This window comes from Halomonas sp. EF61, assembly GCF_040147045.1.
GTDB classification, from domain to species: Bacteria; Pseudomonadota; Gammaproteobacteria; order Pseudomonadales; family Halomonadaceae; genus Halomonas; species Halomonas litopenaei.
The window spans coordinates 1,116,426-1,129,482 of the sequence record NZ_JAMSHM010000001.1 but is presented as its reverse complement, the minus strand read 5'-3'; the positions used below and the strand labels follow the sequence as shown (position 1 = coordinate 1,129,482).

Genomic DNA, 13,057 nt, shown 5'->3' with positions numbered 1-13,057 from the left:
CGCGATGACCGTGCACGGCCTGCTGCATCCCGTGGCGCGTCTCGTCTCGCGCCTGTGCCTGGCGCTGGCCGGCATCGGCGCCGCCCTGCTGGCGGCGCTGGTCGCCTACTCGGTGTTCATGCGCTGGGTGGTGGGGGCGCCGCCCCACTGGGCCGAAGAGCTGCCCCAGCTGGTGCTGGTGTGGACCGCGCTGCTGGCCGGTGTGGCCTGCACCTACAAGCGCAGCCACCTCAGCGCCGGACTGATGCCGCTGCTGGTGAGTTCCCCCGCCGTTCGCAGAGGGATCACCCGGGCCACCGACCTGCTGCTGCTGGTGATGCTGCTGTTGCTGGCCAAGGCCGGCTGGGACCTGGCCTGGCTGACCATGAGCCAGACGACCACGGCGCTGCAGCTGCCTGCGGGACTGGTGTATCTGTCGGTGCCGGTGTGCTGCGCCGGCATGGCGCTGGCGCAGTGTGACCATCTGCTGGCGCGCCAGCCGCTGCCACAGGAGGACGCCTCATGACCCTTGGTGCCTTGACCCTGGTGGGCGTCTTCGCCCTGGCGATCCTGATCGACATTCCCATCGCCTTCGGCCTGATCCTGGCGGTGCTGTCCTATCTGCTGATGTTCGGCGCGGCGCCGATGATGGTCTCTGCCCAGCAGTTCGTGGCGGGCATGGAGAGCTTCACCCTGCTGGCCATTCCGCTGTTCGTGATGGCCGCCCAGTTGATGAATCACGCCGGACTGACCCAGCGTCTGGTGCGCCTGTGCATGGCGCTGGTGGGCGACATCCGCGGCGGCCTGGCGGTGGTCGCGGTGCTGGCCTGCATGATGTTCGGGGCGCTGTCAGGCTCCGGCGTTGCCGACGTCATCGCCATCGGCAGCATGCTGCTGCCGGCGATGCAGCGCAGCGGCTATCACCGCGGCTTCAGCAGCGCCCTGGTGGGCACCGCCAGCTCCATCGGCACGGTGATCCCGCCGAGCATCGTGATGATCGTCTACGGCACCACCTCCAACACCTCGGTGGGCAAGCTGTTCATGGGCGGCGTGATTCCCGGCCTGCTTTTGACCCTGGCGCTGGTGGGGGTGGCCATCTATGTGTCACGCCGCAACGGCTGGTCCGGTGGTACCCGGCCCGAGCCCGGCGAGCGCAAGCGTGCCTTTATCGCCGCCCTGCCGGCGCTGCTGGTGCCGGTGCTGATCATCGGTGGCATCCGCTTCGGCGTCTTCACCCCCACCGAAGCCGCCGCCTCGGCCATCGTCTATGCGCTGATCGTCGGCACCCTGGTCTATCGCAGCCTGAGCCTTCGGGACATCGTCGACAGTGTCATCGCCACCGCGGAGACCTCCGGCGCCATTCTGGTCATCATCGGTGCCGCCGGCATGTTCGCCTGGGGCCTGACCTACGAACAGGTGCCCCAGGCCATCGCCACACTGATCGGCGAGATCACCGACAGCCGCTACGGCGTACTGCTGCTGCTGACCGTGGTGTTGCTGGTGCTCGGCTCCTTCATGGAAAGCATCGCCATCATCATCATCATCACCCCCATCGTCATGCCGCTGCTGGTGCAGTACGGCATCGACCCGGTGCACTTCGGGGTGCTGCTGACGGTGAACCTGGCGATCGGCGCCAACACCCCGCCGCTGGGGGTCGACCTGATGGCCGCCTGCCGCATCGCCGGAATCAGCGTGATGGAGTCGTTGCGCTACCTGGGGCTGATGCTCGGGGCGATGGTCGCGGTACTGCTGCTGATCACCTTCGTGCCCGACATCGTGCTGTTCCTGCCGAACCTGATGGAGTGACCCATGGCGTCCTTGATTCCGACTCCTTCGTCCCTGGCCCAGTGTCGCAGCTGGCTGTTCGTGCCGGGGCATGACCCGGCACGCCTGGACCAGGCGCTGGATAGCGGCGCCGAGGCCATCATCGTCGACCTGGAGGAGTTCACCCCGGCCGCCGATCGCCGCCGGGCCTGCGACGACTTTGTCGCCTTCGCCGAGCGCTGTCGGCAGCACCAGCGGCTGCCCATGGCGCGCATCAACCCGCTGACCCAGGGCGGCAAGGGCGAGCTGGCGGCGCTGATGCGGGCACGACCAGCCGCCATCTTCCTGCCCCAGGTCGAGTCCTCCATGGACATCGTGCTGCTGGCCCTGGCGCTGGCCCGCGAAGAGCGTCGCGTCGGCCTCGAACAGGGATGTACCGCGCTGATACCGACGCTGGAGAGCGCCGCCGGTGTGGGCGCCGCAGCGGAGATCCTCAAGGCAAGCCCGAGGGTAAGCGCGGCGCTTCTCGGCAGTGGCGATCTGTCGCGTGACCTGGGCATCGCCGCCGCCGCCGAGCCAGGCGAGCGGGCCAGCGTCCTGGCGCCCTGGCGCCAGCGCTTCGTCGACGCCTGCGCCAAGGCCGAGTGTCTGGCCATCGACGGCCCCTGGCCTTATCGAGAGGGCTTCGAGCAAGACCTGAAGTGGGCCATGGCGCGGGGCTTTCGTGCCCGCTGCGTGGTGCTGCCCGAACAGATCGCCCCGCTGCACCGGGCCCTGACAGACGCCTGAACCGTCTTTACCACCAACAACGATATCGAGAACCCTGACATGAGCCTGCCAGCCTCCACGCTTTCGCCAACCACGTCCCTTGCGCGCCGTAATGGCGGCCAGATCCTGATGGACCAGTTGCGCGCCCACGGCGCCCGCCGGGTCTTCCTGGTGCCGGGGGAAAGCTACCTGCCCTGCATCGACGCCCTCAACGAGCATCGGGGCGCCATCGAGCCCATCGTCTGCCGTCAGGAAAGCGGCGCCGCCTACATGGCCGAGGCCTACGGCAAGCTGACCAACGAGCCGGGCATCTGCTTCGTGACCCGTGGCCCGGGGGCCACCAACGCCTCCATCGGGGTGCATACCGCCTTTCAGGACTCGACCCCGATGATTCTGTTCATCGGCCAGGTGGGGAACGACTTCGTCGAGCGCGAGGCCTTCCAGGAGATCGACTACCGCCGCATGTTCGGCCCCATGGCCAAGTGGGTCGCCCAGATCGACGCCACCGATCGTATCCCCGAGTACATCGCCCGGGCCTATCGCGTCGCCACCAGCGGGCGTCCCGGTCCGGTGGTGCTGGCGTTGCCGGAAGACACCCTGTGGGGCGAAGCCGAGGTGGCCGACGCCCAGCCCATGGCCAAGCTGCATTCCCACCCCGGCGCGGCTCAGCTCGAGGCGCTCAAGACGCGTCTGGCCGAGGCCGAGCGGCCCTTCCTGCTGATCGGTGGAAGCGGCTGGACGGCACAGGCTCAGGCCCAGATGGCGGCCTTCGCCGAACGTTTCGAGCTTCCGGTGGGGGTGGCCTGGCGCCGGCTCGAGTGCTTCGACCAGCGCGACCCGCGCTTTGTCGGCCACGTCGGCTTCGCCATGGACGACGCCCTGCGCGAGCGGCTTGAGCATAGCGACCTGCTTATCGCCGTCGGCACCCGCATGGGCGAGGCCACCAGCGAAGGCTACTCGTGGATCCAGTCGCCGACCCCGCGCCAGACGCTGGTGCACGTCTACCCGGATCCCGAAGAGCTGGGCCGGGTCTATCATGCCGAGCTTGCCATCAACGCCGACGTGGTGGGCTTCGCCGCCGCCCTGGAGGGACTGGCGCCGGACACCTCACCGCGCTGGGCCGACCAGACCCGCGCCGCGCGTGCCGACTACCTGGCGACGCTTGAGCCCCAGCCGGCCCCGGGGCCGCTGAGTCTCGACAAGGTCGCCGCCAGCGTCGATCGTCGCCTGGATGGCCAGGGCTGCATCAGCGTGGGGGCCGGCAACTATGCGCTGTACGCCCACCGTTATGTGCGCTTCGCTGGGCTCGGCAGCTCGCTGGCGCCGACGGTGGGCTCCATGGGCTACGGCCTGCCGGCGGCGATCTCGTTCAAGCTCGAGCACCCCGACCGCCCGGCGGTGTGCTTCGCCGGTGACGGCTGCTTCCAGATGAACCTGCAGGAGCTGGGAGTGGCGCTGCAGTACGACGTCGGCCTGGTGATCCTTCTGTTCAACAACGGCATGTGGGGCACCATCCGTGCCCACCAGGAAAACGACTTCCCCGGCCGCGAGATCGCCCTGACCTTCACCAACCCGGCCTTCACCACCCTGGTCGAGTCCTACGGTGGCCTGGGCGAGATCGTCGAGCGTGACGAGGACTTCGACGCCGCCTTCGAGCGCGCCCTGGCCTTCGCCGAGCGTGAACGCCGTCCGGCGCTGATCGAATTGCGCTACGAGGCCGACGGCATCGCCCCGGGCAAGCGCCTGAGCGCCATCCGCGAGGCTGCCCTGGCGCGATAGCACCATTGCATAAGCCGCGCTAGTGCCATTGCATAAGCCGCGCTAACGCCGGTAAAGAAAGACGCGCCAGCGCCCTGGTCCAGGCCCGTGTAGCGACGGATTAAAGCCTCTGAAGACTCGCTGAGCAGGGGCACCCGAGTTCGACACTTCCAGGCCGATTTTGGCCTGAAATCGACACCGGAGCCCTAAGAATTCAGTGGCTTAGCGTATCCGAGTGAAATTTCTTGTAGTGACACGTTTTTTCCTTAGTTGTGGTGTCTCGGATGTTCAATTGACCAAAAGGAGCTATCCTTTGATAGCCGCCCGAGGGCTTCTCCGTCAGTTCATCCAGGAGCATTGCCATGGAGATCAAGCTTCATAAGCAAGCCACTACAACCCCGAAGATTCGCGCTGAGATCCAGGCGGCTCCTGCTCACATTACCGATACGGCGCTGGCGGAGCGTTTTGGTGTCAGTGACATGACGATACGTCGGTGGCGGCACCGCGATGACGTCTATGATCGCCCCCACACCCGTCACAACCTCAAGGCAACGCTCAACCACGAGCAGGAAGAGGTGCTGATTGCGGCACGCGAATTCCTTCGTCTCGGGCTCGACGACCTGCTCGTCGTCGCCCGGGAGTTCTTGCATCCCACGCTATCCAGAGCGGCGCTCCACCGGATGTTGAAACGCCGCCAGGTGCCCACCTTGGCCCAATTGGCTAAGAGGGATCAGGAGGGCAAGAAGGAAACGCCCAAGCCCTTTCGAGACTACGAACCGGGCTACCTCCATATCGATATCAAATATCTGCCGCAGATGCCTGATGAGACGCAGCGCCGCTATCTGTACGTTGCCATCGACCGAGCTACGCGCTGGGTCTATCTGGAGCTGCGCTCCAGCCAGGCGGCAAGCGATGCTGAAGCGTTTTTCCATCGGGTCGTTGAGAAGGCCCCGTTCAAGGTCCAAAAGGTGCTGACGGACAATGGCAAGAGCTTCACGGATCGCTTCACCTCTGGTGGAGAGCGCAAGCCCACCGGACAGCATCCGTTTGACCAGGCATGTGCAGAGCACCAAGTGGAGCACCGCCTGATTCGACCGGGCCACCCTCAAACCAACGGAATGGTCGAACGCTTCAATGGCCGTATCAGTGACGTCTTGGCGACGCGTCGCTATGTCTCCGGAGAAGACCTGGAGCAAACGCTAAAACGATACTGCTGGCTGTACAATCATCACATCCCGCAGAAGGCATTGAAGCACCAAGCCCCCATTTCTGCGATGAAAGACTGGCAGAACAGGCGTCCTGAGCTATTCACCAAGCGTGTAATTAATCATCCGGGACCTGACACTTAGTGCCTTGCCAGTATTGAGATAGGCGATCTATGGTGATGACATGTTCGTTAAAGTCACCAAATCCGGCCCGCGTCGCTACGTGAAACTCGTTGAGTCTTTCCGCGAAGAGGCCGGCAAACCTCGCCAACGCGTGATCGCGACGTTGGGTCGCCTCGAGGCCGTCACGGCCGGGGAGTCCAGCGCGCTGATCAATGGTCTGTTACGCGTGTCCGGCCAGCCAACGCTTGAAGAAGGCACCGGCGAAGCTGACTTCGCGCCGGCGCGCTCCGTTGGCGATACATGGCTACTGACGTCACTCTGGAAAGAGCTTGGATTGGATGACGCCTTCCGACGCGTACTACGTACCAAGCGACAGTTCGATGCCGAGCGATTACTGCGGATCATGGTGTTCAACCGCCTCTGTGATCCCGATTCAAAACTCGGTGTGCTGCGTTGGCTGGAGGATGTTCTGGTGCCTGATGTCGACACGGCCTCGATCCGTCATCAGCACCTGTTGCGCACCATGGACACCTTGGCGGACTGCAGTGAGGCGCTCAATCTCAATGATGTATTGGCACAGCAACTCAAACCGTTGATCGATCAGGATCTGTCGATCGTCTTTTACGATCTCACGACGATCCGAGCGGAAGGCAAGACATCGGTCGAGGGTGATGTACGTCACTACGGGCCCTCGAAGGAAGGCGGCATCGCTCGCCAGTTCATGCTGGGCGTCGTCCAGACGGCAGAAGGCCTTCCGATTCATCACGAGGTATTCGACGGCAACATCGCGGAAACCAAGACACTGCTGCCAACAATCAAGACCGTCACCCAGCGGTTCAAGGTACGGCGCGTCGTGCTCGTCGCTGACCGAGGCCTGCTATCACTAGACAACCTGCAAGCCCTGTCCGCGGTGCGTATCGAGGGGCAGGCCCTGGAATTCATCCTGGCCGTGCCGGGCCGCCGCTACGGTGAGTTCGACGAGTTATTGAAGGCGTTTCATCAGACACACTGCCTGGACGCCGATAGCGAAGCTTATGGCGAGATAGCCTGGCAGGGGCATCGACTGATCGTGGCGCACCGGCCAGAAGCTGCCTCGGTTCAGACAACCGCACGGGATCAGAAGATTGAGGCGCTTCAGGCCGATGCGCGCCAGTGGTTTAAAAAGTTGGATAACCAGGATGCCGGACGCCGCTATCGTGGCAGAAAGCTCTCCGATCCCGGCGTGACGGCCAGGTTCCACAAGGCCGTCTCTGACGCTCATCTCGGCCATATTCTCAAAGTCGACCTGACTGCCGAAACATTCAACTACGTGCTTGATCAACGTGCGCTGGATCGCGCCAGGATGATGGATGGCAAGCTGCTGATGGTCACTAACATGGCGGATCACGAGCCTGAGCAAATCGTCGAGCGCTACCGAGCGCTGGCGGATATCGAGCGCGGATATCGAGCGCGGATTCCGAGTGCTGAAGAGCGATATCGAGATTGCGCCGGTTTACCATCGGTTGCCGGACCGCATCCGTGCGCATGCGCTGATCTGCTTCCTTGCCTTGGTGCTTCACCGCGTGCTGCGGTTGCGACTGAAAGCCAGTGATTACGGGCTTTCGCCGACACGGGCACTAGAAATTGCCCGCAAGATTCAGTTCCACCAGGTCCTGCTTCTCCGTCGCGAGACAGCGAGCGGCCTGACCAAATTGAAGCCTGAACAACGTGATCTTTTCGAAGCGATTGGCCTGCCGGCACCGAGCGTATCGCGCTTGTAGTGGCAATTTTGAAAAGGCGTTTTCAGGTTAATCAATAGCTTACGCTTATAACTGTCGAACTCGGGTGCCCCATGAATAAGGCGGGGTGAGGAGAAGGCCGAGCGCATGCGGGTGATGCGCGAGCAGGGCTGCTCAGAGCTCGAGGCAGTATTGACTATCGCTAAAAAGTTAGATCTGGCAAGGAATATAGGCTGTTGATTTGGAGTATTTCTTCTTGCCTGCTGCTTGTTTGTTAGAGGTGATTTGCTATGATTTATTGAGTCTGGAAAACAAGGGTTAGGCATGGCTGACATTGATGTTTTGGAGTATTCGCTTCATAGAGTTGATCTTCAAGAGGTTGGCCCAGTTGTTTTGGCTGTAGATGGGTCAGCTTCTGGGTTGAAAAAGTACGCTGAAAGAGTCCTTAAGGAGCTGTTTGAAAGCTCTAGGGCAAGGTATTTTAGATTTCAAAGTATGGGAGAGCTGGTTGCTTCTTCGCTTGTCGATATTTTGGATGGGGGAGATTGGGGCGATAAGTCGTCTGAGATAGCTAAGAAACTTTATGACATTGAGGCAGATGTTCAGGAACGGGTTGATAAGCTCGGAACAAAGGTTCGAAGGGGGGGGCTGCTACAAATAAAAATCAAGCACGAGGGGAAGGTGAAGTTTGTAATAACAAAAATTGACGATGACGATTTTTTTGATGAGTCTGAGTTAGAGTTGAAGAGTGGGCTTCCTGCATCTAAGGCGCGCTTACAAAAAACGGCTGTGGCGACGTTTAATAACGAAAAAGTTTGTGAAGAGCTAATTTTGTCTGATAGCAAGCCAACCATATCTGAGTACTGGTATCGCTATTTTCTTGTTGCAGCTCAGCTAACGGATTCGGAAACTAATACAAAGAATGCATTCCAGTCTATAGAAAGGCTTCTGAATCGAGAAGTCAAAAAAGTTTCTTCGGTAGATTACTGGTTTTTAAGAAACGAAATTGTTGGTCATTTTAGGAATGAGGAGTCTTTAGCATTCGACGATTTGGTTGAAAAAGTGGCAAAGCATAAGCCAGAGTCCGAGGTCTTTAAAGAGAAGTTCCCTGGTTTTTTGGATGCATTCAGAAAACTGCCCGAGTCATCCTACAAACCTTTTGAAACGCAGTTTGACATTGCCCCAGGTGTGATTAAAGCAAAAATAATAAAAAAGATATTCTTGGATCAGAACTTTGAGTTAAGGATTAGTGGTGAGGTGGAGGATCTGAGGACGAAGATTAGTGCTGACGAAGACAGCAAGGGGAAGTTTGTTAAAATATATTCTGATGCTGGTTACGAAGAGTTTAAGAGTAGAGATCCTAGGAGTGGGGGTTGAGCCCTATGTCTTTTCTGGATGACGTTTTTAAGAGTGTGACCGCTAACCCAGCACTGAATGTTTCAGAAAATCCTGAAATATGTAAGGCAGATATTTTTGGCGTTAATATTGATAGCATACCATCAGAGAAGAGGCTCCTGCTCGAAAAAAGGTTGGTGGAAGCCGTTGATGCTGGCATGGAAGTCAACCTTATATTTGAGGTAGAGTACAGTGAGCCAATTTATGTTTCAGGGAGCAGTGTTGATGATATCAATAAAAAGCTTGACGAGCTGGAGGATGTGGCTGGAGATGGCGGAAAGGTAAAAGTTGAGCTGAGAGTTGTAAAGCCAGAAGGCGGACCACTAAATATATTCTCAATCAGTGCGTTTTCGTCCTATTTAAGTGAATTGGGTTTGGAGGGAAGGTTCTCTCTTTGGTCGAGATATATTTCCTCTGGTCTCGGTAATGTTAAGGTTTGGAGTGATGTTTCACCATTTGAGACACGCTCTTTATCTTTCTCATCAGTGGCTCAAGATATATCAATTTCCCCTGGTGATGAGCTGGAAAGGCACAAGGCTATTGATAATAGAAATAAGTGTGGTCATTTTGCCAATTCTTCGCAGTTCGATTTCTTGCCGGAAGATTTTTTTATACTTAAAGGCAAGGCTCCAGAAAGCCTGAGCAAGCACTTTTATGAGCTTTCTATATTTTCCTTAGTTATTTTCCTATCGGACTTCTCTTTGGTGGAAGAGAGTTCGCTTAGCTACAATCTTAAGGGCTATAAGACAGTGTCTGGGGTGGTTGGTTTATCAGATGTTTTGGGGGCTAATGGTGACGAGTTGAGAGAAATATATAAATGGGTGTATTTGGGTGGAAATTTTTCTGACAAAATAGGTATTGCCCGAAATGTCATGTCGATTCATTTAGAAAGTGAATCTATTTTGTCGATTGAAAAAGGGACTTCAAGATCAATTAGGTCAGGGTATGATCTTTATCTTAAGGAGAATGTGAAGCAGTATATTGATATTAAAAATAAAATATCAGAATTTATGCAATCTCAGTCGGATAAGGCTTCAGAAATAACAAAAAACATGTTTTCAATGTTTAAGACAGGGATTTGGTCTTTTGCCACATTTCTGATTAGTGTTTTTTTACTTAGGGTTATTGCCCGGAGCAATGAGTCAAATGCTTTTACACTTGAGGTTGTTCAGGTTAGTGTTTTTCTGTTTGTTTTTTCGTGCGTGTATTTATTTGTCTCGTTAATGGAGGTTAATTCCGATAGAAATAGGCTTCTTGAAAAATATAGGGCTATTAGGGGGCGGTATGAGGACTTACTTGATCCTAAGGATTTGGATAGGATTATTGATACTGGAAAAGTGATAAGTAGGGAGAAAAGTTTTGTTGATAAAAAGAGGAATCGCTATGCTTTTTTTTGGATGTTGGTTAATGTTGCTTTCTTGTGCTTTGTGATAAGTATGTATTTTGAGTGGGCATGGTTCTGGTTTTTGCTTGAGTATGGCTCTTCGAGGTTTGGGAGTGAATGAATCTAAGTGTAGTGTCTCGGATGCTCAATTGACTAAAAGGAGTTATCCCTTGATCCCGCCTCATTCATCTGAGTGCTGAATGAGCCTGCTGCGCCGGAAAATCTCGGCATCGGCCCTCTTTACCGTTGAGCGGCCGCATGGTCGCCGGTTTTCTTATAACTAAATCGACCTTCTGTTGGCGTCCTTATCGCAGTTTTGTATCATCATCTGGCTTCGGCGTAGCCGTGCCTGACAGCTTCGGATACGGCTGCTCTGTCGACGAATGAGAGTGTGATGATGACCAGTCTCAGACCAGTGCGGATAGCCGTGGCAACCCCCTTAGCAATGTCGGCCACCATTTGTCGGCGGCGGCGCCAAGGTGCACTGTGACGCGTCGGGCATGCAGCGAGAGTGTCGCCGCCACCTTGAGGATCTGCTCACGCATCTGCGCCAGGCTCCACCCCTGATGTGTTTGGCTTTCCAGCAGCCGTCGCAGCCCATGCAGGACTTGATAGGCGTAGAGGCTCAGCAAGAGATTCACCGTGTTGCGGGCCATCACCTGTTGAACCGTCGAGGCGCCGCGATCGGTCGAGGACAGATGCACGTCCAGTGTCGACTTCAACTCGCCCATGTGCGCCTCAGCGCTGCCACGCTTGCGATAGAGTGCCAGCACCCTCTTGGCCGGCCACTCGACCTTGCCGAGGTTGGTGACCAGGAAGAAGGCGTGCAGTAACAGATCATCGGGACGTTCCTGCACCACCAGCACCACGCGTCGTGGCGCAGGCCATGAGCCGGCTTGATAGGACAGGTCATAACACCACTCCCGAGGTTGTTCAGGCGGGCGGCCACGCGGGCGTTTCAAATACGGTTCTGCTAGCGTCTGCAGTCCCGTGTGGCTACGCAGCCGGCCCAGGTACTCGATATCCCGATCTTCCAGGGCTTCCAGTGTTGCGTTGTCGGTGAAGCCTGCGTCGATGCGAACCCGCACCTGGGCTCCGGTGCTCGCGCTAAGCCGCTTGACCAGGTGTGGTATCCAGGTATCAGCATCCTCGGCTGGGCCGGCGTTACCTTCGCGCAGTAGGCCGCCGACCATGTCGCCAGTCTCGGCCAGTGAAGCGATCAGCGGTGAGTAGATCCGTGCCTGATAATGCCCGTGAAACGCTGAGCCCCCTTGGTGGCCGTGGACCTCAATCGGCAAGCCATCGACATCCAGGGTCAACTGCTTCGGGATGTCGCCCTTGGTCAGCGAGACCAGACGCCAAACCACCAATCGCATCAGTCCTTCGTGCAGGGTATCGATGTTGTCGCTGTGACCGAGGCAGTTCAGCAAGCGCGACAGCGTGGCTTGAGATGGCCGATCTTGCTCCAACGGGGCCAGCCCGCGAGCATCACTGCAGGCAAGTTGCCAGAGCGGGTCATGACGGAGCGTGTCGGTATCACTAAGGTCGATCCACCCCATCGCACGCTGCAAGATCACGGTTCGCAGTTGGCTTGCCAGCGAGTGACGAACACGTAGCGGATTGCGCGGGTCAACCAGATTGTCTTCCAGCGCATCGATAACGCCACTGCGATCGAGGGCTTCGCGGAGCAACAGCGCGCCGCTATCACTCGTGGTTCGTTGGCCGCTCAGCTCGACACGGACCGAGCGGTTGCAAGAGGGAATCCAGGTGGATAGTCTTTCACCCATAGCGGATGGCTCTCTTTGATCAGGTTCTTGGCGGAACTCACTGATTTTTTAAGAGAATACCATCCGCTATCTTCGTTTTCAGGCCTGCCCCATGAATGAGGCGGGTTGATAGCCGCCCGAGGGCTTCTCCGTCAATTCATCTAGGAGCATTGCCGTGGACATCAAGCTTCATAAGCAAGCCACTACAACCCCGAAGATCCGCGCTGAGATCCAGGCGGCTCCCGCTCACGTTACCGATACGGCGCTGGCGGAGCGCTTTGGTGTCAGTGACATGACGATACGTCGGTGGCGGCACCGCGATGATGTCTATGATCGCCCCCACACCCGTCACAACCTCAATGCAACGCTCAACCACGAGCAGGAAGAGGTGCTGATTGCGGCACGCGAATTCCTTCGTCTCGGGCTCGACGACCTGCTCGTTGTCGCCCGGGAGTTCTTGCACCCCACGCTATCCAGAGCGGCGCTCCACCGGATGTTGAAACGCCGCCAGGTGCCCACCTTGGCCCAATTGGCTAAGAGGGATCAGGAGGGCAAGAAGGAAACGCCCAAGCCCTTTCGAGACTACGAACCGGGCTACCTCCATATCGATATCAAATATCTGCCGCAGATGCCTGATGAGACGCAGCGCCGCTATCTGTACGTTGCCATCGACCGAGCTACGCGCTGGGTCTATCTGGAGGTGCGATCCAGCCAGGCGGCAAGCGATGCTGGAGCCTTTTTCCATCGGGTTGTTGAGAAGGCCCCGTTCAAGATCCAAAAGGTGCTGACGGACAATGGTAAGAGCTTTACCGATCGTTTCACCTCGGGTGGAGAGCGCAAGCCTACCGGCCAGCATCCATTTGACCAGGCATGTGCGGAGCACCACGTGGAGCACCGTCTGATTCGACCGGGCTATCCACAAACCAACGGGATGGTCGAGCGCTTCAATGGCCATATCAGTGACGTATTGGCGACTCGCCGCTATGTTTCCGGAGAGGATCTGGAAGAGACGTTAAAGCGCTACTGCTGGCTGTACAATCACCACATTCCGCAAAAGGCCTTGAAGCACCAGGCCCCGATTGCTGCAATGAAGGACTGGCAGAAAAGGCGTCCTGAACTATTCACCAAGCGTGTAATTAATCATCCGGGACCTGATACCTAGGGAAACGCTGCATAAATCCCGCCACAGCGGCCTTG

General features: G+C 57.7%; 9 protein-coding genes and 1 pseudogene. 9 read left to right on the top strand and 1 reads right to left on the bottom strand.

Annotated elements, in window-relative coordinates; translation table 11 throughout:
- Positions 1-4 precede the first annotated feature (4 nt).
- The 8 genes and pseudogenes from NFI08_RS04850 to NFI08_RS04815 all read left to right on the top strand — a co-directional run bounded on the left by NFI08_RS04850 (position 5) and on the right by NFI08_RS04815 (position 10,215).
- On the top strand, positions 5-505 hold the full coding sequence (locus tag NFI08_RS04850; protein ID WP_349588761.1) for a TRAP transporter small permease: 501 nt from the start codon (positions 5-7) through the stop codon (positions 503-505).
- Entirely contained in the window at positions 502-1,785 is a 1,284-nt protein-coding gene (locus NFI08_RS04845; RefSeq protein ID WP_349587670.1) for a TRAP transporter large permease, read from the top strand. Before NFI08_RS04850 ends, NFI08_RS04845 begins: the two co-directional genes overlap by 4 nt.
- 3 nt (positions 1,786-1,788) lie before the next feature.
- Complete coding sequence (locus NFI08_RS04840) at positions 1,789-2,532, top strand: HpcH/HpaI aldolase/citrate lyase family protein (protein WP_349587668.1); 744 nt, start codon at positions 1,789-1,791, stop codon at positions 2,530-2,532.
- 39 nt (positions 2,533-2,571) lie between these two features.
- On the top strand, positions 2,572-4,290 hold the full coding sequence (locus tag NFI08_RS04835) for a thiamine pyrophosphate-binding protein (protein WP_349587665.1): 1,719 nt from the start codon (positions 2,572-2,574) through the stop codon (positions 4,288-4,290).
- Between the two features lie 341 nt (positions 4,291-4,631).
- Positions 4,632-5,618 carry an IS481 family transposase gene (locus tag NFI08_RS04830; protein ID WP_349587662.1) on the top strand — a complete coding sequence of 329 codons (987 nt, stop codon included), beginning with the start codon at positions 4,632-4,634 and terminating at the stop codon, positions 5,616-5,618.
- Positions 5,619-5,658: 40 nt separating this feature from the next.
- Positions 5,659-7,357 (top strand): annotated as a pseudogene (locus NFI08_RS04825) (IS1634 family transposase).
- A gap of 282 nt (positions 7,358-7,639) precedes the next feature.
- Positions 7,640-8,692 carry a hypothetical protein gene (locus tag NFI08_RS04820; RefSeq protein ID WP_349587659.1) on the top strand — a complete coding sequence of 351 codons (1,053 nt, stop codon included), beginning with the start codon at positions 7,640-7,642 and terminating at the stop codon, positions 8,690-8,692.
- Positions 8,693-8,697: 5 nt separating this feature from the next.
- Entirely contained in the window at positions 8,698-10,215 is a 1,518-nt protein-coding gene (locus tag NFI08_RS04815) for a hypothetical protein (protein WP_349587656.1), read from the top strand.
- A gap of 286 nt (positions 10,216-10,501) precedes the next feature.
- Here the strand turns inward: NFI08_RS04815 and NFI08_RS04810 are convergent, their stop codons facing one another.
- Positions 10,502-11,881 (bottom strand): IS1380 family transposase, encoded by a 1,380-nt coding sequence (locus tag NFI08_RS04810; RefSeq protein WP_349587653.1) that lies wholly within the window; start codon positions 11,879-11,881, stop codon positions 10,502-10,504.
- A 154-nt stretch (positions 11,882-12,035) separates the two neighbouring features.
- On the opposite strand from NFI08_RS04810, the gene NFI08_RS04805 reads away from it, so the two are divergent.
- The gene (locus NFI08_RS04805) at positions 12,036-13,022 is read left to right on the top strand and encodes an IS481 family transposase (RefSeq protein ID WP_349587650.1); all 987 of its coding nucleotides are present in this window, start codon (positions 12,036-12,038) and stop codon (positions 13,020-13,022) included.
- Positions 13,023-13,057 lie beyond the last annotated feature (35 nt).